Origin of the sequence: Methylobacterium endophyticum (assembly GCF_050591105.1) — a bacterium.
Taxonomy (GTDB): domain Bacteria; phylum Pseudomonadota; class Alphaproteobacteria; order Rhizobiales; family Beijerinckiaceae; genus Methylobacterium.
Map to the genome: position 1 here is coordinate 164,346 of NZ_JBNHES010000008.1, position 18,254 is coordinate 182,599.

The 18,254-nt window shown below is 68.1% G+C and carries 17 protein-coding genes; 8 read left to right on the top strand and 9 right to left on the bottom strand.

Translation table 11 applies throughout. The annotated features are described in order from the left end of the window. Positions 1 to 298: 298 nt before the first annotated feature. The 4 genes from ACP56T_RS11590 to ACP56T_RS11605 all read right to left on the bottom strand — a co-directional run bounded on the left by ACP56T_RS11590 (position 299) and on the right by ACP56T_RS11605 (position 2,523). On the bottom strand, positions 299 to 766 hold the full coding sequence (locus ACP56T_RS11590; RefSeq protein ID WP_430912285.1) for a Ros/MucR family transcriptional regulator: 468 nt from the start codon (positions 764 to 766) through the stop codon (positions 299 to 301). A 388-nt stretch (positions 767 to 1,154) separates the two neighbouring features. After that, positions 1,155 to 1,325: a hypothetical protein gene (locus ACP56T_RS11595; protein WP_430912263.1), complete on the bottom strand. Its 171-nt coding sequence runs from the start codon at positions 1,323 to 1,325 to the stop codon at positions 1,155 to 1,157. A 341-nt stretch (positions 1,326 to 1,666) separates the two neighbouring features. Further along, positions 1,667 to 2,053, bottom strand: coding sequence for a hypothetical protein (locus ACP56T_RS11600; RefSeq protein WP_430912264.1), 387 nt, complete (start codon positions 2,051 to 2,053; stop codon positions 1,667 to 1,669). Continuing rightward, positions 2,050 to 2,523: a hypothetical protein gene (locus tag ACP56T_RS11605; RefSeq protein ID WP_430912265.1), complete on the bottom strand. Its 474-nt coding sequence runs from the start codon at positions 2,521 to 2,523 to the stop codon at positions 2,050 to 2,052. Before ACP56T_RS11605 ends, ACP56T_RS11600 begins: the two co-directional genes overlap by 4 nt. Before the next feature lie 425 nt (positions 2,524 to 2,948). Here ACP56T_RS11605 and ACP56T_RS11610 point away from each other — a divergent pair, with 425 nt between their 5' ends. From ACP56T_RS11610 to ACP56T_RS11620, 3 genes are all read left to right on the top strand, one after another. Further along, positions 2,949 to 4,646, top strand: coding sequence for a methyl-accepting chemotaxis protein (locus tag ACP56T_RS11610; protein WP_430912266.1), 1,698 nt, complete (start codon positions 2,949 to 2,951; stop codon positions 4,644 to 4,646). A 168-nt stretch (positions 4,647 to 4,814) separates the two neighbouring features. Next, positions 4,815 to 5,246, top strand: coding sequence for a hypothetical protein (locus tag ACP56T_RS11615; protein WP_430912267.1), 432 nt, complete (start codon positions 4,815 to 4,817; stop codon positions 5,244 to 5,246). 326 nt (positions 5,247 to 5,572) lie between these two features. After that, positions 5,573 to 7,654 (top strand): methyl-accepting chemotaxis protein, encoded by a 2,082-nt coding sequence (locus ACP56T_RS11620; protein WP_430912268.1) that lies wholly within the window; start codon positions 5,573 to 5,575, stop codon positions 7,652 to 7,654. Between the two features lie 504 nt (positions 7,655 to 8,158). Here ACP56T_RS11620 and ACP56T_RS11625 read toward each other — a convergent pair. The 3 genes from ACP56T_RS11625 to ACP56T_RS11635 form a co-directional block, all read right to left on the bottom strand. Continuing rightward, positions 8,159 to 9,637 (bottom strand): methyl-accepting chemotaxis protein, encoded by a 1,479-nt coding sequence (locus ACP56T_RS11625; RefSeq protein ID WP_430912269.1) that lies wholly within the window; start codon positions 9,635 to 9,637, stop codon positions 8,159 to 8,161. Positions 9,638 to 10,090: 453 nt separating this feature from the next. Further along, a complete protein-coding gene (copM, locus tag ACP56T_RS11630; RefSeq protein WP_430912270.1) occupies positions 10,091 to 10,495 on the bottom strand; it encodes a CopM family metallochaperone in 405 nt (134 codons plus the stop codon). A gap of 23 nt (positions 10,496 to 10,518) precedes the next feature. Beyond that, on the bottom strand, positions 10,519 to 10,713 hold the full coding sequence (locus ACP56T_RS11635; RefSeq protein WP_430912271.1) for a heavy-metal-associated domain-containing protein: 195 nt from the start codon (positions 10,711 to 10,713) through the stop codon (positions 10,519 to 10,521). A gap of 160 nt (positions 10,714 to 10,873) precedes the next feature. Here ACP56T_RS11635 and ACP56T_RS11640 point away from each other — a divergent pair, with 160 nt between their 5' ends. The 4 genes from ACP56T_RS11640 (at position 10,874) to ACP56T_RS11655 (ending at position 15,337) form a co-directional block, all read left to right on the top strand. Continuing rightward, positions 10,874 to 13,408 carry a heavy metal translocating P-type ATPase gene (locus ACP56T_RS11640; protein ID WP_430912272.1) on the top strand — a complete coding sequence of 845 codons (2,535 nt, stop codon included), beginning with the start codon at positions 10,874 to 10,876 and terminating at the stop codon, positions 13,406 to 13,408. Then, positions 13,405 to 13,854: a Cu(I)-responsive transcriptional regulator gene (cueR, locus tag ACP56T_RS11645; protein ID WP_430912273.1), complete on the top strand. Its 450-nt coding sequence runs from the start codon at positions 13,405 to 13,407 to the stop codon at positions 13,852 to 13,854. Before ACP56T_RS11640 ends, cueR begins: the two co-directional genes overlap by 4 nt. 365 nt (positions 13,855 to 14,219) lie before the next feature. After that, the gene (locus ACP56T_RS11650; protein WP_430912274.1) at positions 14,220 to 14,432 is read left to right on the top strand and encodes a heavy-metal-associated domain-containing protein; all 213 of its coding nucleotides are present in this window, start codon (positions 14,220 to 14,222) and stop codon (positions 14,430 to 14,432) included. A gap of 53 nt (positions 14,433 to 14,485) precedes the next feature. Next, on the top strand, positions 14,486 to 15,337 hold the full coding sequence (locus tag ACP56T_RS11655) for a hypothetical protein (RefSeq protein WP_430912275.1): 852 nt from the start codon (positions 14,486 to 14,488) through the stop codon (positions 15,335 to 15,337). A 672-nt stretch (positions 15,338 to 16,009) separates the two neighbouring features. Here the strand turns inward: ACP56T_RS11655 and ACP56T_RS11660 are convergent. After that, entirely contained in the window at positions 16,010 to 16,285 is a 276-nt protein-coding gene (locus ACP56T_RS11660) for a hypothetical protein (RefSeq protein ID WP_430912276.1), read from the bottom strand. A gap of 426 nt (positions 16,286 to 16,711) precedes the next feature. On the opposite strand from ACP56T_RS11660, the gene ACP56T_RS11665 reads away from it, so the two are divergent. Further along, positions 16,712 to 17,758, top strand: coding sequence for a methyl-accepting chemotaxis protein (locus ACP56T_RS11665; RefSeq protein WP_430912277.1), 1,047 nt, complete (start codon positions 16,712 to 16,714; stop codon positions 17,756 to 17,758). Between the two features lie 205 nt (positions 17,759 to 17,963). Here ACP56T_RS11665 and ACP56T_RS11670 read toward each other — a convergent pair. Next, positions 17,964 to 18,254, bottom strand: a 291-nt coding sequence (locus ACP56T_RS11670; protein ID WP_430912278.1) for a transposase, incomplete at its 5' end; no start/stop codon positions are given.

Here is an 18,254-nt window from a genome sequence, read left to right on the forward strand (position 1 = left end):
GCCCGTTCACGGCTCTCCGCCGTCGCCACGCCCGGCCCCTCAGCCCACCCGACACGCGGGAAGGCACGCTGGCGACCGCCCCCTCCCCGATCCGGCCTCCACGGGGCCTGCAGGTTGGTCGTTCCTGGGAGCGGATCAGCAGGGACGCGCCCGGCTCACGGCCGGATCGACACGCCACCCCGGCGGTCCGAACGGGCCTCGGCGAGGCCGATGAGGCCTGTCACCGCGATCTGTCCGCCGCGAGGGCCGGAGCCGCACGCGAGGATGTCCCACATGCCTGCCGGGGCGGACCCAGTGCTTACTCGGCGGCCTTCTTCGGGCGACCGCGCCGCTTGGATGGCAGAGCCGCAGGCACGTCCGGCTCGACCGCTTCGGCTGCCGGCTTGCTCTTTTGGCCGAGGCCGAGGCTTCGGGCGAGGGCGGAGCGCGTGGCCGAGTACTCGGCGCAGATCGCAGGGTAGTCGGCCGGCAGGCCGTAGCGGACCTTGTAGTCCTCGAAGCTCAGACCGTTCGTGGTCAGGTGGCGCTTGAGCGTCTTGTAGGGCCTACCGTCGATGAAGGAGATCAGCGCCCCCGGTGTGATCGACCGGCGGATCTGTGCCGGCGTGGATTTCTGAGCCTCGGGTTCGGCATCCGGTGCGAGTTGGTCGAGCCCGCTGAAGGTCGCATGCACGGCCGCGATCAGGCCGGGGACTTCACTGGGCTGGATGTGATTGTTGGAAACATACGCCGACACGATCGCGGCCGTGTGTTCGATCCTGTCCATATCCCGGTCGGTGGATGACCCAACGTCACGCGTCACGACGATCTCCCCCTCATGCACTGGCGTGAGCGTCGGGGAGAAGAGTGTCCCAAGTCAACGAGGGCAAGCCGACATCATGTGGCCTGAACGTCGGTCAGGGGAATGTTGTCACCCGTGAACAACAACGGTACGCGAAAGATGCGGGCGCAGAGCTTTCCGTACAGCCTCGGTCTGGCTGGTGTGCTCGTAGGGCGCCAGTTCCTGGGCGGGCGCATCGGCCTCGGGAATCCTTGACGAAGAGTGCCAGATCAATCCCGATCGGATACAGAGGACGTCCCCACCCTGACGCGAGGCAAGCCCGGCCGGACCGCTCGCGGGAAGGGGCAGGCGTGGAACTGCCCCTGCGAACGGTTCACCCCTCGTAGGGGTCGAACTCGGTGACGACGCTGGCGGGATCGCCCTCGAACTCGTCCGAGGTGACGACGGCGTATCCGGCCTCGGAGCGGAAGACGGTGACCGGGACCATCAGAGAGAGCGCGAGGCTGTGGGCATAGCGCTGGGCGAGGGTGAGATCGGTCGCCATGGGGTCGGGCTCCTGCGGGAGCGGGGGTGATCCCCGCTCGACAGCGCCCCAGGAGGCCGGGAGAGGCCGCGATCACCGCGAGAGGCGTAGCCGCAGCGGCCGCCCGCTTGCGGAGCGGACCCCTTGAGGGTTGATCGTGGAAGGCCGCGACGGCCTATCGGGGTTGCTGCGAGAGAGCGGGGTCAGCCTCCGCCTGCCGGGCGCGACATCGACCGGATATCAATATCAGCGCGATACGCGGTTATGCTGCCGGCTTCCCGCGGCTTTGGGGTTGCTTCCTGCTTGTGCCCGCAAGCGTCCGCTGCACCACAGAGAACTCGGGGATCGCGGCGACTGAAGGCTTACAGGTCGAGATCCTGCTGGAGGAAGCGGGCCGGGGTGTCCTCCTCCCTGCCCTGCCAGATGGCGCGACCGCCCTGCCAGATCGTGACGAACCCGCCCCCCTTGGGGATCGGCGGTGGCGGAGCGGCCTCGAAGTTCGCGCAGCCGAACTCGCCCGTCGTGGCCGAAAAGGACGGCGTGGGGTTGTTGCCGATCAGGACACCGTCGCAGGCGCCCGTCGGCCTCCGAACGTGGCGCCGCGACAGGCCGAAGTGGAAAAGCTCGTAGACCCGCTGCTCCTCGTCCGAGGGTACCTTCCAGTGCCGGCAGTGCTTGCACCGGCCCGGGCGGGTGTCGGCCGGCTCATGCAGGGCCGGCCCGCCGTTGTGCCCGAGGCGCCCTGTCATGGCTGTTCTCCGCCCGCCGGTTCGGCCTCGCACAGCCAGCGCCGCAGATCCTGGCGCATCCGGCCGATCGGCCCGTTGATGAAGTTGATGCGGGCGTTCGGCTGCACGCAGCCCATGCCGGCGAAGCCCGGCAGTAACGCCTGCATGACGTCGAGGTAGAGCCGGCCGCCGACCAGCGCGATCGCCTCGAACGGAGCGGCGCCGTACCGTGTCATCGAGGCGATCTCGGCGCCGGCTTGCATCCCGTAGGTGTCGGACTGCCGTGGCGAGGGCGGCCGCGGCCAGCGCGTGGTCACGCCGCCGGCGATCATTCGGGCGGCGAGATCCTCGGTCAGCCGCGCATCGTAGTCCGCAATCGGCGTCGCCGCGTCGCGGAAGCCGAAGTGGGCGGACAGGACCGCCACCTGCGCGAGCCGGCCCTCGGGATCGGCGGCGCGCAGGGTCCGCCACAGCGGGCCGTCGTAGCGCACAATCGCTGGGATCCGGCCGGGATTGGGGCGCTTGGTCGCCGAGCAGGCGAGCACGAGGAGGCGGGTGGGCCGGGACGAAGGATCGGCCTGAGCGGAGCCACATCGGTCCATGGAGACGCTTTCGCGACGGGCGCCGGAGCCTCTTTCCGATCACTCACCCCGTCGCGAAGCCCTTGCTTCGCTCGGCCTCCCCAAGCCGGTCGACCACGCCGGGCAGGGCGACACAGTCCCGGACTTCATGGTCGACGGCATGCTCGCCTTCGACACCTCAGAGACTGTCACGGGATCAAACACAACCTAAGATGTAATCGCTATCACTTTTAGTTGAATGACTGACCCCGATTGGGAGATAAACTTATCGATTGTTTAATCATGTTGCCGGCTTTTTATTGATTGGGTGCAATTTCCAATTCTGGGAGGAATTGATGCGCTTCCTGAACAACATAAGTTTAATCGTTAAGATTGCCTTACCCTTTGCTCTGACACTGATGATCGGCGCCGGCCTGATCACTTACGCCCGCTCCGTGATGCACGGATTGGCGGATCAGGCGGCCGGCATCGCTGATGTCCAGGCCGCGCGCCTCGATGCACTGATGCACCTGCGCGGCGGCATCACCGAGGCCGCGGTCATGGACCGCAACATGCTGCTCGAGAGCGATCCCCAGACCAAGGCTCGCTTCCGGACGCTCCAGCAGGCCGGCATGGCCGAGGCGCGCGAAGCCAGCGACCGGCTCATCGCGCTCGCGGGAACGCCCGAGCGGCGCGCCTTCAACGAGAGCTTCCGCAGGGACGTCGACGGTTATTTCGCGACCCTCGATCGCGTCAACGAGATCGGGATGCGCGGGCAGCGCGACGAGGCCTTCCGGATCGCCCGCGACGAGGGCATCCCAGCCCGGCTCAAGCTCACCGAATGGATGAAGGATCGGGCCAAGGCGCAGGCCGGCGAACTCGCGGCGGCGAAGGTACGCGCGGCCGAGGAGGCGGCACAAGGCACCCACATGCTGATCGGCTTCGCGGTGACGGGCCTTGTCGCCGCCCTGGCGCTGGCCGGCCTGATCGTCTTGGTCTCGATCACCCGCCCGCTCGGCTCCCTGGTGAGCGTGTTGCAACGCATGGCGAAGGGCGAGATCGAGGCCGAGATCGGGGAGGCTGCGCGCGGCGACGAGATCGGCGCGGTCGGCCGGGCGGTCGAGGGCATCAAGGCCATGGTGGCGCGCAAGGCCGCCGAGGAAGCCGAGGTGAAGCGGCGCGCCGACGAAGCGGCCGCTGCCGAGCGCCGGCGCACGATGATCGAATTGGCCGACGGCTTCGAGGCGGCGGTGGGCGGCATCGTCGGCCTGGTCGCATCCTCGGCCACCGAGTTGCAGGCCACCGCCCAGCAACTGACCTCGACCGCCACCGAGACCGCCTCGCAGTCCACCACCGTGGCAGCGGCGGCCGAGGAGGCCGCCTGCAACGTCGGCACGGTCGCCGCGGCCGCCGAGGAACTCGGCTCCTCCGTCCAGGAGATCAGCCGGCAAGTGCAGGGATCGACCGGGCTGGCCCAGGCGGCGGTCGGCGAGGCGGACCAGACGGCCCAACTCGTCCAGGCGCTGCGGGCGACCTCGGCTAGGATCGGCGACATGGTCGGGCTGATCTCGACCATCGCCAGCCAGACCAACCTGCTGGCGCTGAACGCGACGATCGAGGCGGCGCGGGCGGGCGAGGCAGGCCGGGGCTTTGCCGTGGTGGCTGCGGAGGTAAAGGAGTTGGCGAACCAGACCGCCCGGGCGACCGAGGAGATCGGCGGGCAGATCGGGGAGATCCAGGGCGTGACGGATCGGGCGGTCTCGGCCATCGGGACGATCACGACCCGGATCCGAGAGATCAACACGGTGGCGACCGGCATTGCCGCGGCGGTGGAGCAGCAGGGTGCGGCGACGCAGGAGATCGTGCGCAACGTCGCCCAGGCGTCTTCGGGTACGTCCGAGGTGACGAGCAACATCGCAGGCGTGGCGCAGGCCTCGGAGGAGACGGGCGCGGCGGCGAGCCAGGTGCTTGCCTCCGCCTCGGAACTGTCGCGCCAGTCCGAGCACCTCTCGGCCGAGGTGCAGCGCTTCCTGGCGACCGTCCGGGCCGCCTGATCCCCGCGAAGGCGAGCTTGAACGACCTTGGCCGGGCTGCCTCCGGCGGATCGCGTGGAGCGCGATCCGCTCCCTTCCCAGGCGAGGGTCGGCCGCATGGGCTTTATTCCACCCGTAGGGCGGCGGGGGGATTCGCCCTTTGCCCGGCCGTGCTAGCGTGACCGTGCCGTGCCGATCCGCCCCGAACACCGCCACTTCTACCCGATCGACTGGGTGCAACTCTCCGACGCGATCCGCTTCGGCCGGGCCGGTGGTCGCTGCGAGGCCTGCGGCCGTCCGCACGGGCAGGTGATCGTCTGCCTTGAGGAGGGGACGTGGTTCGATACCGAGGCCGGGCACTGGCGCTCCGGCCGCGGCCGGATGCTACGGCGCCCACCCGAGCTCGAGGCTCTGACCCGCGCACGGTTGACGATGCCGATCCTGGCGACCTGCCACCGCGCGCACGACACCAGCCTGAACAGCGGTCGGGATCTCGCGGCGTGGTGCCAGCGCTGTCATCTGATCCACGACCGGCCCGAGCACCTGCGCCGCCGTCGACTGACCTACCTGCGCCGCCGGGCGCTGGGCGACCTGTTCCTCGGCCCCTATCCGCTCTCGTAGGGCGTCCAACGAGTTCGGTTGTCGCAGTTGAACACCGGGCGAGCCTCTCTGCGTCGCAAGGCACGCCTCGGCCCATCGTGAGAGTCGGATCGGGATGTGCTGGAGTCGAGTCGGCGACGGTCGATCATCGCATCCGTTCACGCGCAAACCCGGTCCACCGCCGCCAGGCGCCGTGCAAGGGCAGACTGACATAAACAGCATTCAGTTACTTGCCACAGCCAGTGCGGATGACGTCGGACGGCCTTGGAAACCGGTTCTTCATGGTTTTCGACGTTCATCCTTCACAAAAATCTTCAATCAGATGCAGCCGGAACCGGGTGGAAACGATGCGCGTCCGCAGCCTCTTCGTCTCGTGCGTTGCGACGGTCGGCCTCGTCGCGGCAGGGTCCAGTTCCTTCATCGCCTGGCAGGAATGGCAGCGCTGGTCGCAGGCCCGCGAAGCGCGCCGGCTGGTCGAGGTCCTCGGTGAGATCTCCCGCTTCAACGAGCGCCTCGCCCTCGAGCGCGGATCCTTCAACCAACTCCTGATCACGGATACCGCCGACCAGCCGCCGCTCCGGGCGGCGGCCGAGGCAAACCGCAAGGCCACCGAGGCCGCGACCGCACGGATGATGAGCGCGGTCTCGACCGTGGAGGCCGGCACGCGGCAGGTGCTGGAGAGGGATCTGCAGCCGACGATCCAGCGCCTCCAGGAGGTGCGGGCGAGCGCGGACAAGGAGATCGCCAGGCCGCTCACAGAGCGCGACGAGCAGGCTGCGAAGACCTTCCAGAAGGCGACCATCGCCATCGTCGCGCAGGGCGCCAAGACGCTCGGCACGATCGAGATCGATGTCGCGCAGAGGAGCCCGGAGATCGCCCGCGCCGTCCCTGTCGTCAGCCTCGCGATGGACCTGCGCGACGTCGGCGGCGGCCGCTCGGCATGGCTCACCCAGTACGCGGGCACGCGGCAACGTCTCTCGCCGGCGCTGGTCGTACAGATCCACGAGATGAGCGGCCGGATCGAGCAGGCTTGGCAGCGGCTGCAGCGCAGCGTGCGGCAGGTGGAGACGGAAGGGGCCCTGGTCGAGGCGCTCGCGCTGACGGAGCGCAGCTTCATCGCCGATCCGGGACAGGTGACGGCTGCGATGTTCGCAGCCGCCCGCGAGGGCACGCCGCCGCCCATGGGCATCGCGGAATGGCGCCCGCACACCACCAAGGCGCTCCAGACCATCCTCGGCGTCCGGGATGCCGCCCTGCATTCGGCTCTCGGTACGGCCGACCGGACGATCGCCTCCGCACTGGAGCGCCTCGTGCTGGCGGGGGTGACCCTGCTGCTCGTGATCCTTTGCACCTTCGGCATCACGGTGTTCTTCTCGCGGCGCGTCGTGCGTCCGCTGGCCGCGCTGTCGAAGACCATCACGCAACTCGCCGAGGGCGCGCGCGAGGTCGAGGTGCCTGGAACGGGCCGCCGCGACGAGATCGGCGAGATCGCGCGTGCCGTGGAGGTCCTGAAGTCCTATGGCGCGGAAGCCGAGCGGCTACGGGCTGAGCGCGAGAGTCTGCGGCAAGGCGCCGAGTTGGAGCGGCGCCACGACATGGACAGGACGGCTGACCAGTTCGGAGGCTCGGTCGGCGGCATCGTCGGGCAGGTGACCGCGGCGGCCGGCGCGTTCGAGGAGCAGGCCATGACGCTCGCCGGCATGGCCCGGGAGGCGGACCGGCGCTCGGCGGAAGCCGCCCGGCTCTCGCACGCGGCCTCGCAGAACATCGAGGCCGTCGCCGCTGCCGCGGAGGAGCTTTCGGCCTCGATCGGGCAGATCCGCGAGCAGGCCCAGGGCTCATCCGCTGCGGCCTCCGAGGCGGCGCGGGAGGCTGTCCTGACGGAGGCCAAGGTCGCGGATCTCGGTACGGCTACGGGGCGGATCAGCGAGGTGCTCGGCCTCATCCGTGGCGTGGCGGAGCAGACGAACCTGCTCGCCCTGAACGCGACGATCGAGGCGGCCCGGGCCGGGGCTGCCGGGAAAGGCTTCGCCGTCGTCGCGGCCGAGGTGAAGGCGCTGGCCAACCAGTCGGCCCGGGCGACCGACGAGATCGCGGCGCATATCGGCTCGGTCCGCGAGGCCACGCTGGAGACGGCTCAGGCGATCGGCAGCATCACGCAGACGATCCGACGTGCGAACGGCATGGCGGAGGCGATCGCCTACGCCCTCGACGAGCAGAGCACGGCGACGCAGGAGATCGCGCACAACATCTCGGCCGCCTCGCAGGGCATGCACCGGGCGAGCGGCGAGATCGAGTCCGTCATCGGGGCGTCCAGTGCGACGGGACGGGCGGCGGACACGGTGCTGCAGAACGCGATCGTGCTGAACGAGCAATCCGCACGGTTGCAGCACTCCGTCGATGGGTTCGTCCGGTCGATCCGCGCCTGACCGAACCGTCTCTTCTGAGCCGGCCCGGCTGAGGGGTCGGCTGGCGGGCGATCGCAGCGCGCGACGGGCAGGCCGCATCCGGCAGCGGCCGCCCCTGCCTCACATTCAGGCGGCGTTAGGCGTTCAAGGCCACCTTCAAGTGCCCTCCCAGCCGTCGCCGAGGGCATCGAGAGCGCGTGGTCGTAGAGAGTTTGGGCGGCTCGACCGCTGGAGCCCGCGATCGCGGGCTCAAAGGGTTGTCTCGTTGCCTCGGGAAGGGGCTGCGCGATGGGATCGTCACCGCAGGCCGAAACCCGCAGGGGTTGGGGGCGCGCAGCGCGTAGAGCCCGGTCCCGCAGGGGCGCGCCAGCACGAGATGCTGAGTAGCCCTCTCCGATCGGTGTGCAGGCTGCTGGTGATGGAAGCCGTGAAGTTCTGACGGCCGTTGAAGGACGCGACCTGGTGGAGAGGCGGTGGCGGACGACGGCGTCCTCCAAACGGGACCGGAATCACCACAAGCCAGGATCAGCCGGCCGCCTGCGATACCTCGCGCACTTGGCGTGTCGAACGGTCGACCTGCGCGGTGGCCTTCGCGATCGTATCCATTCCGTCTGCGATCTCACCTGCGCCACGCGACGCCGCGTGCATCGAGGCCGACATCTCGCGCGTCACCGCGGTCTGCTCCTCGACCGCCGCCGCGATCGTCGCAGCGACCTGGTTCAGTTCGCGGATGGTCCGCTCGATCGCGCCGATCGCATCGACCGCCTCCGCCGTCGCAGCCTGGGTGGCGCCGATCTGCCGGCGGATCTGCTCGGTCGCCTTCGAGGTCTGCTCAGCAAGCTGCTTGACCTCCTGCGCCACCACCGCGAAGCCTTTGCCGGCTTCGCCGGCCCGCGCCGCCTCGATCGTCGCATTGAGCGCCAGCAGGTTGGTCTGCCCGGCGATGCCGGAGATCAGAGCGACGACCTCGCCGATCCGGCCGGCCTCCTCGCTGAGACCCGCGACGATGCCACTCGTGCGGACGGCTTGACCGACGGCCCGATCGGACATGGCGGAAGCCTGCGTCACCTGCTGGGCGATCTCCGAGACCGACGCAGAAAGCTCTTCAGCTCCGGAGGCGACCGCCTGGATGTCGACCGAGACCCGTTTCACGGTGCCGGCCGCCTCGCCGGTCTGGCGGGCGACGTTGCCGGCAGCTTCACCGATCACGTCGAGGTCGGCGCCGATCCGACGCTGCAACTCGGCGCGGCGCCGAGTCTCGCGAACCTGCGCGGTGATGTCTGTCGCGAACTTGACGACCTTGATGGTGCGGCCGGTCTCGTCGGTGATCGGGTTGTAGGTGGCCCGGATGAACACCTCGCGGCCATCCTTGCCGACGCGCCGGTACTCGGCGGCCTGGAACTCGCCCCTGGCGAGCGCGTCCCAGAAGGCGCGGTATGCGACGCCGTCCCGCTCGGTGGGATCGACGAAGATGCGGTGATGCCGACCGACGATCTCGCTCGGGGCGTAGCCCATGGCGTCGAGGAAATTCCGGTTGGCATCCAGGATCGTGCCGTCGGGGGTGAAGGCGATGAATGCCTGCGACCGGTTCAGGGCTGCGATCTGGCCTATGATGTCGAGACCCTGCAGTTTCTGCGGGGTGATGTCCGTGGCGATCTTGAGGATTTTCACCGCCCTGCCGCGGCGGTCGAGCACGGGGTTGTAGGAGGCCTGGATCCAGACTTCGCGTCCGCCCTTGGCGATGCGCTTGAACTCTCGGGCATGCGCCTCGCCCCGTGCGAGGCTCGCCCAGAACTCCTGATAGCCGGGGCTCTGGCGCTCCACGGCATCGACGAACATGGAGTGGTGGTGGCCGCGTATCTCGTCGAGGATATGGCCCATCAGGTCCAGAAAGTTCCTGTTGGCCGTCAGGATCGTGCCGTCGGGCATGAACTCGATGAGGGCCTGCGTCCGGCCGAGTGCGGCCAGTTTCGCTTGGGCCTCGATAGCGGATATCAAGAACATGGCGCCTGTCGCAGCTTTGGGCGGTATAGTGCACACGGCGAACCGCACCGGCTCGAATTCAAGGTGCCGAATTGGTCGGGCAAGAAATATATCAGCTTTCGTCAGTTAACAAAAGATTGCGAAACAAGGCTGGCAGCCGAGTATTTATTTTTAATCCATGCCATGCGTTTCACGATAATGTTATCGCGCAACGGCAGATCCCGCCGTAGTTCGCCCCCACGAAAAGCTTCCAATCATGGCAATGATACGATTGTCTTCGATCGGTCTTGTTCGACGGTAAACGCCTCGACGTTCCAGGCGTGACGGTGTTGCCGATGGCATCGATCGCGTCATCGCCGCGGTTGATCGGACAGATCTCGCGGATGGTGGAGACTCGGCCCCCAACGCGGACGGGATTGTCATCCCCCCGCGACCCGGTGCGATGTCGGACCGGGTCGCGGCCGAACGACCGGCCTACTTGCCCCGATCGGCGAGCCACTTCCGCATCATGGCAATCTCGCCCTCCTGGGCGGAGATGACGTCCTCGGCCAACTTGCGGACCGCAGGATCGGACCCGTACTTGACGGCCACCCGCGCCATGTCGATCGCGCCCTGGTGGTGAGGGATCATGCCGCGCATGAAATCCACGTCCGCGTCGCCGCTGAACGTGATTGCCATGTCCGTGTGCATGCGGTCGTTGGCGTCCCGATAGGCGCGGACGACTGGGTTGCCCGAGGCGGGGGTCGAGCCGTGCGATCCGTGGACGTCGGACGACATGGTCGTCTCGTGGCTCGGCGCGCCGATCCGCGATTGCGCATAGGCGAGCCCGGCGGCGGCCGTGATCGCGCAGGCGAGAAAAATGGGGGTGAGCTTGTTCATGCTCGATCTCCTGCCGTTTCTGCTCAGGCGGCCTTCGCGGGATACCCGTCCGCGGCGAGTACCTTCTCGACCTCCTCGCGGGTGGCCGTCGTGTCCACCGTGACCTTCTGGGTGACCGTATCGGCCTCGACCTGCGCGTTCGGGTCGAGCGTCCGGATCGCCTGCGTGACATGCCTCGCGCAGCCGCCGCAGGTCATGTTTTCGATGTGGAACTGCATGGGAACCTCCTTCGCGTTTCGAGTGCGGGGAGAACGGTGCCCCCTCCCATCGTTGGAAGGTCAAGCACCGAATTTCCTGTTCTCCGACCCTTGACCTTCCAACGATGGGAGGCCTCACTTTTCGCGGCATCCCGGTTCGCGAATTGTGAGGACGAGACCGATGAATGCCCCCATCAGACCAGGAGAAACCGCAGGCGCGCCGATCAGCCTGCCGATCGAGGGAATGACCTGCGCCTCGTGCGTCGGCCGCGTCGAGAAGGCGCTGCGCAAGGTCGACGGCGTCGGCGCCGTCAGCGTCAATCTGGCGACGGAACGAGCCGACATCCGGCCGAGCGGTCCGGTCGACCCGAACGAGCTCGTGCGGGCGGTCGAGGCCGCCGGCTACACTGTACCGTCGACGGCGGTCGAGTTCGCCGTCGAGGGAATGACCTGCGCCTCCTGCGTCGGCCGTGTCGAGCGCGCGCTCAAGGCTGTGCCCGGCGTCGCCGATGCGACGGTGAACCTCGCAACGGAACGGGCGAGCGTGCGCGGCACCGCCGATCCGCAGGCGCTCGTCGCCGCCATCGCCGCCGCCGGCTACGCCGCGCGCCCGATCGCGGGCGACGCCTCGGCCGACGCGGATGCCTCGCAGCGCAAGGAGACCGAACGTTCGGAGCTCAAGCGAGACCTCGCCATCGCCGCCGTGCTGACTTTGCCCGTCTTCCTCCTGGAGATGGGATCGCACCTCGTTCCCGGCGTGCACGAGTTGATCGCCCGGACCATCGGGATGCAGCAGAGCTGGTACCTCCAGTTCGCGCTGACGACGCTGGTCCTCGCCGTGCCCGGCATCCGTTTCTACGCGAAGGGCATTCCCGCGCTGGGCCGCCTCGCGCCCGACATGAACTCGCTGGTGTCGGTGGGCACGCTCGCGGCCTACGCCTACTCGTTGGTCGCGACCTTTGCGCCGTCCCTGCTGCCCGAGGGGACCGTCAACGTCTACTACGAGGCGGCGGCGGTCATCGTCACGCTGATCCTGCTCGGCCGCTTCCTCGAGGCCCGCGCCAAGGGCCGCACCTCCGAAGCGATCAAGCGGCTGGCCGGCTTGCAGGCGAAGACCGCGCGGGTCCGGCGCGACGGCGCTTCGGTCGAGATCCCGATCGCCGAGGTGGTCGCCGGCGACATCGTCGAGGTCCGTCCTGGCGAGCGCATCCCCGTGGACGGCGAGGTGACCGAGGGCGACAGCTACGTCGACGAGTCCATGATCACCGGCGAGCCGGTCCCGGTGGCGAAGTCGAGCGGGGCCACACTCGTCGGCGGGACCGTCAACCAGCAGGGCGCGCTCTCCTTCCGCGCGACCGCGGTCGGCGAGGCGACCGTGCTGTCGCAGATCATCCGCATGGTCGAGGAGGCGCAGGGCTCGAAGTTGCCGATCCAGGCGCTCGTCGACAAGGTCACCATGTGGTTCGTGCCCGCCGTGATGGCGGCGGCCGCGCTGACCTTCGCGGCCTGGTTCGTGTTCGGACCGTCGCCGGCGCTGACCTTCGCGCTCGTCAACGCCGTGGCCGTTCTGATCGTCGCCTGCCCCTGCGCCATGGGTCTCGCCACGCCCACCTCGATCATGGTCGGCACCGGCCGGGCGGCGGAACTGGGCGTCCTCTTCCGCAAGGGCGAGGCGCTCCAACTCCTGAAGGACGCCAAGGTGGTCGCGGTCGACAAGACCGGCACGCTGACCGAGGGTCGTCCCGCGCTCACCGACCTGCAGGTCGTGGAGGGCTTCGACCGGGCGCGCGTGCTGTCGCGGATCGCGGCCGTCGAGGACAAGTCCGAGCACCCGATCGCGCGGGCCATCGTCGCGGCGGCCCAGGCCGAAGGTCTCCCGCTGCCGGAGATCCGGGCGTTCGAGTCCGTCACCGGCTTCGGCGTGAAGGCCGAGGTCGAGGGCGAGCGGGTCGAGATCGGCGCGGACCGCTACATGCGCGAACTCGGGTTGGACGTTGGCGCTTTCGCCGCGACCGCCGAGCGCCTGGGCGTCGAGGGCAAGTCGCCGCTCTATGCCGCCATCGACGGCCGTCTGGCTGCGATCGTCGCGGTGGCGGATCCGGTGAAGGATTCGACGCCGGCCGCCATCGCCGCCCTGCACGCGCTCGGCCTCAAGGTCGCGATGATCACCGGCGACAACCGCCGCACGGCAGAGGCCATCGCGCGGCAGCTCGGCATCGACGAGGTGGTCGCCGAAGTGCTGCCCGATGGCAAGGTCGAGGCGGTGCGCAGGCTGAAGGCGGAGCACGGAAAGCTCGCCTTCGTCGGCGACGGCATCAACGACGCGCCCGCCCTCGCGGAAGCGGATGTCGGCCTCGCGGTCGGCACCGGCACGGACATCGCCATCGAGGCTGCCGACGTGGTCCTGATGTCGGGCAGCCTGAACGGCGTCGCGACCGCCATCGCCCTGTCGCGCGCGACGATCGGGAACATCCACCAGAACCTGTTCTGGGCCTTCGCCTACAACACGGCCCTGATCCCGGTGGCGGCGGGCGCGCTCTACCCTGCCTTCGGCGTCCTGATGTCGCCGGTCCTCGCCGCGGGCGCGATGGCGCTGTCGAGCGTCTTCGTCCTCGGCAACGCGTTGCGGCTGCGCGGCTTCCAGCCCGCGGAGACCCCGCCGCCCTCCGAATGCCGGGTGCGGAGCAATGCGATGGTGATGGGAGGGACGCGATGAACATCGGGCAGGCGGCCAAGGCGTCCGGCGTCTCGGCCAAGATGATCCGGTACTACGAGCAGACCGGCCTGATCCCGCGGGCCGACCGCCGGGACTCGGGGTATCGGGACTACTCGTCCGCTGACGTCCACGTCCTGCGCTTCATCCGCAGGGCGCGGGATCTCGGCTTCTCCGTGGCGGAGATCGACGAGTTGCTGAACCTGTGGCGCGACCGATCGAGGCAGAGCGCGGACGTCAAGCGCATCGCGTCGGGACATATCGGGAAGCTGCGTGAGAGGATCGCCGATCTGCAGCAGATGGCCAACACGCTCCAGACGTTGATCGCCTGCTGCGCCGGAGACGAGCGCCCGGACTGCCCGATCCTGGCCGATCTGGAGGAACCGGCCGAGGAGCATCCCCTGAAGAAGCCCCCGGGGAGCCAGGACCGTCTGAACCAGCGGCATTGATCGGGCTGGTGGAGAATGAACACGGCCGCCGACCGCGTCGGCGGCCGTTCCGCGTGCCGATACCGCGCCATCGCAGATGGCGGCTTCCCGCAGGAGCGACGTCCACATCAGGTCTCGGCCCCCTACATGCGAGGCACCTGAAGGAGCGCATCGCGTCGGAGAGCGTCCCGGGGCCGGGCCAGCCCCCGGCGGAGAGGCGGCAAAGCATCGGCAGGCGCCGTCCCGATGGCGGCGTTGGCACGGCTTGCTCAATCCGCTCCGCTGGGTCGAACAACAAAATACCCGATCTCTCGCGGATGCTCTTGACCCTCCAACGCTGGGAAACCCCATCTCGGGTGGCGCAAGCACGACCACGGGAGACGAACATGCTGCGCCTCAAGGTTCCCAACATGACCTGCGGCGGCTGCGCCAGATCGGTCACCGCAGCCCTGACGCGGGTCGACCCCTACGCTCGGATCGAGACCGAACCGGCGGTCCGCGAGGTCCGCATCGAGACGAGCGTCTCGGCGTCGGTCATTCGGACTGCCCTCGCGGAAGCGGGCTTCCCCGTCGACGACCGTCCGGCCGAAGCGGCGTGAGGAGCGAACCCACCATGAGACCCAGGCTTTCCCTGCGCCGTCCGATCGCGGCCATGGCCTTGGCGGCCGGACTCGCGCTGCCCGCCATGGCTGCGGAAACGTCGGTGAACGGCACGTTCGCGCTACCCGGCGCCGCCGAGAAGGCAAGCGGCACCGTGACCGTCCGCGAGACCGGGCCGCTCACCCGCGAACTCGTCATCGGCTTCGCCGACAAGGCGACGGGCAAGGCCATCACACGCTTCGACGAGGAACTGACCAAGAAGCTCCACCTTCTCGGGACGGACGCGCAGTTCTCGACCTTCATCCACGAGCACGCGGCCAAGCCGGAATCCGACGGAAGACTTCGCGTCTCGGTCCGGTTTCCCAAGCCGGGCCTCTACCGCCTCTACGCGGACGCCAGCCCGACCGGCCTCGGTCAGCAGGTCGTGCGGTTCGACGTTCCGGTCGGATCGGTGCCGGAGGTCCCTGCGGCGTCGACGTCAGATGGCGGCGCGGCCACCTCGGAGACGATGCCGCTGGAAGCCCGCGACGGGCGGTACTCCGTTCGGCTCGCCTCTCCTGCCTTGCGCGCGGGGTCCGAGGGCATGATCGAACTCAGCATCCTCAAGGACGGCAAGCCCGCGACCGACCTCAAGCCGTATCTCGGCGTTGCGGCTCACGCAGTGCTGATCGCGAAGAGCGACCTGTCCTACGTCCACACGCACGCCAGCGGCGCCGAGGATGCAGGCGCCCATTCCGGTGGTCATGGGATGCACCATTCGAAGGCCCGGCCGGACGGGAATGCATCGAAGCTGCTGCTTCACGTGACGCCTCCGCGCGCCGGCGCGTATGCCCTCTGGATCCAGTTCGAGGCCGGTGGCGAGGTGCGCACCGTTCCGTTCACCTTGTCGGTGTCTCCGGCTTAAGGGCTGCCTGCTGAGGGGCAGGCTGCCTTGGACGGCTCAATGCGACGGCCGGGAACGGCCGGCATGTGAGTGATGCCCGCCCTCGAGCATCGGCGGCTGGGGACGAGCGTTCAAGGCCGGCGTCGGCGAAACGCCGGCATCCCGGACCGCGCGATACCCTGCAGCGATCCGCAGGTCCGACGACCAGGAAAAAGGACTGAACGCCGCACGAAAGGATCGTGGGAACGACGGCCACGCGCAGAAGGAGCGCCACAGGAAGACGCCGCCGGTACCCTCCCTGCTCGCCACTTGCATCCCGCTGGCCGCGGGAATCGAATTCGCTCTGCCGGTACACGGCCCCGAGCGACGCGGCATTCACGGTGCGTCATCGCCCCCTCACGCACCGTGGATACGCCCGCCCCGACGCAAGTCGGGGCGGGTACCATCCCCGGCAAGCATCCGCGGCGTTCGCAGCGTCGGATTCATGGTCGAGGCCGATCAGACGGCGGCGCTCGCTCGTGCACGGTTTATCCGTCACTGTGGCGAGGATCGGCGACGTGGTTGGGCAAATGAACCTGCCGGCGCTCGACGCCACGATCGAAGCCCTTGTCGGCCGCCAAGCTGATCGCAATGGCTCAGGCTAGCCGGAGGATGGCGCATGAGCCAGAACCTGCAGTGCCGAGTGCATGAGCCTCAGGTGCCGCGATCGTCGATCTGCATCGGCCGCTCCTTGTCCACCGGATGGGTGCCGGCAGAGGGTCGAGGCCGCGATGTTTTTGGACCGTCCAGAGCCACTTCCACCGCAATTGCTGGATCTACCCAGATCCGCCCGCGTAGCCGGCTCGGCGCAGCGCTTGCGACCTTCATGCCGATGGCGAATTCAAGCGTGCGGACTCCGCTGTCCGCCACCAAAAGTTGCGTCCGCGCATTCTCATGAATAGTTGAAAGCGATGCGAACTCGACGGACACGAAGTAATATTCCAGAGAAAAAACTCATATCATCTCGTTGAATTACACTCTGACGCAATTCATTCTGCACAATACTACATGAAAACGAGAAAGATCTTCGGTAATTGTTAATCTATGCCAGCTAAATTAAAACCGTTGGCGCTCGTTCTCACGTCCCAGGTATGATCCATCCTCCTGCCCGTACGAGCGGAGGCTTGGCGGCATGCCGATCTCGCCGCGATCGCGACGACCATCCTGCACAACCGTGCAGAGATTGCCGCGAGAGGCCGCGATGTCGCTGGCTGTGATCGATGCACTGTTCGGGCAAGGCCCGAGTGACCAACTCACGTTGAACATCGCGGCCCAATAGGCATCCGTGCAGAATCAATATCGACCTACCGAGTGGGGGAAACAGGAGGGAAAGCACGCCTCGCACAAGAAGATTGGATGACCGGCATGATGGAAAGCAACGATTTGTCGATGGTGGTCACGAACGCAGCACGCGTGCTTAAGGAAAAGGCCAGCACTGATCTGGGCTCGATCAAAACCATCACCGGCCGGATGAGACTGCTTGCACTCAACGCGCTCATCGAGGCTGCTCATGCGGGCGAGAAGGGTGCTGGGTTCGCGATCGTGGCGCAGGAAGTGCGAACCGTCTCGGCGGATGTCGAGCGCCTTGCGGCAGCGCTCGGGCACGGCCTCGGCACAAGCGTGGACGGCCTCACCCAGGCGGTCGAGCGTCTCGCCGCGCAGGCTCGCGCCACACGCAGCATCGACCTTGCACTGAACGCCGTCGAGTTGATCGACCGGAACCTCTACGAGCGCACCTGCGACGTGCGCTGGTGGGCTACCGATGCGGCAGTTGTCGCTTGTGCCGCCGAGCCGAATCCGGCATCGGCCACCTACGCTTCTGAGCGGCTCGGTGTGATCCTGTCCGCCTACACCGTCTATCTCGACCTCTGGCTATGTGACAACGACGGCCGCGTCCTCGCCAACGGGCGGCCCGGCACCTACCCGCAGGTCATTGGTGCGCAGGTCGGCGCCGAGCCATGGTTCCGCGAGGCTACAGCCCTGCGCAACGGCGACGCGTTCGCCGCCGCCGACATCCGCACCGAGCCGCGGCTCGGGGGCGCGCAGGTCGCGACCTACTGCGCCAGCGTGCGCACGGGCGGGCGTACCGACGCTGCGCCGCTCGGCGTCCTGGCGATCCATTTCGACTGGCAGCCGCAGGCTCGCGCCATCGTCGAGGGCGTTCGGATTTCGCCTGAGGAGCGCGACCGTACCCGCGTGATGCTGCTCGATGTCCAGAACAGGGTGATCGCCTGCTCGCAGGGACGCGGCGTACTCAGTGAGGTCTATCCCCTGCGCACCGACGGGCAAAAGCAGGGGCACTACCCAAACGAGAGCGGCCGATTGGTCGCCTTCCACGCGACGCCCGGCTACGAGACCTACCGCGGCCTGGGCTGGCGTGGGGTCATCGAGCAGGAAACTTGAATTGAACCTCCCCCGACTTAACGGACACGGGGTGTTTAGCCCGCATCCCGTTCAGCTTGCTCGGGCGTGAGGTAGCCGAGAGCCTCTTGGTGTCTTCGCCGAGCCCTGCGCGCCGACGCGGATGCCAGGAGTTCTCGCGCCAAGCCGCGGCTCCGGCGGTGTCACGCTGCCCGGAGCTATGCAGGATTTTAGGTGACGGCGGCGGTCAGGCGGCGCGGTGATCTGGGCTCGCGGTGACCTCGGTCCCGTCGCGGAAGATGACGCCGGCCACGACCTTCGGCAACTGGTTTTCGCCCTTCAGCCGGCGCCAGGTTTTCGAGGCCGCTATCACCAGCTTGAACACCATCAGCTTGGCGGTCGTGGCCGAGAGCGCCCCTTTGGTCCGCACGGTCCGATGCCGCACCGTGGCGAACACGCTCTCGATCGGGTTCGAGCTGCGCAGGTGGTCCCAGTGCTCGGCCGGGAAGTCGTAGAACGCCAGCAGCGCCTCCCGGTC

Bases quoted from the DNA above. Each gene is read 5' to 3' on its own strand.
- ACP56T_RS11650 (WP_430912274.1), top strand. From the start codon at position 14,220: ATGCTGCGCCTCAAGGTTCCCAACATGACCTGCGGCGGCTGCGCCAGA.
- ACP56T_RS11635 (WP_430912271.1), bottom strand. From the start codon at position 10,713: ATGCAGTTCCACATCGAAAACATGACCTGCGGCGGCTGCGCGAGGCAT.
- ACP56T_RS11625 (WP_430912269.1), bottom strand. From the start codon at position 9,637: ATGTTCTTGATATCCGCTATCGAGGCCCAAGCGAAACTGGCCGCACTC.
- ACP56T_RS11600 (WP_430912264.1), bottom strand. From the start codon at position 2,053: ATGACAGGGCGCCTCGGGCACAACGGCGGGCCGGCCCTGCATGAGCCG.
- copM (WP_430912270.1), bottom strand. From the start codon at position 10,495: ATGAACAAGCTCACCCCCATTTTTCTCGCCTGCGCGATCACGGCCGCC.
- ACP56T_RS11640 (WP_430912272.1), top strand. From the start codon at position 10,874: ATGAATGCCCCCATCAGACCAGGAGAAACCGCAGGCGCGCCGATCAGC.
- ACP56T_RS11620 (WP_430912268.1), top strand. From the start codon at position 5,573: ATGCGCGTCCGCAGCCTCTTCGTCTCGTGCGTTGCGACGGTCGGCCTC.
- ACP56T_RS11665 (WP_430912277.1), top strand. From the start codon at position 16,712: ATGACCGGCATGATGGAAAGCAACGATTTGTCGATGGTGGTCACGAAC.
- ACP56T_RS11595 (WP_430912263.1), bottom strand. From the start codon at position 1,325: ATGGCGACCGATCTCACCCTCGCCCAGCGCTATGCCCACAGCCTCGCG.
- ACP56T_RS11590 (WP_430912285.1), bottom strand. From the start codon at position 766: ATGGACAGGATCGAACACACGGCCGCGATCGTGTCGGCGTATGTTTCC.
- ACP56T_RS11655 (WP_430912275.1), top strand. From the start codon at position 14,486: ATGGCCTTGGCGGCCGGACTCGCGCTGCCCGCCATGGCTGCGGAAACG.
- cueR (WP_430912273.1), top strand. From the start codon at position 13,405: ATGAACATCGGGCAGGCGGCCAAGGCGTCCGGCGTCTCGGCCAAGATG.
- ACP56T_RS11610 (WP_430912266.1), top strand. From the start codon at position 2,949: ATGCGCTTCCTGAACAACATAAGTTTAATCGTTAAGATTGCCTTACCC.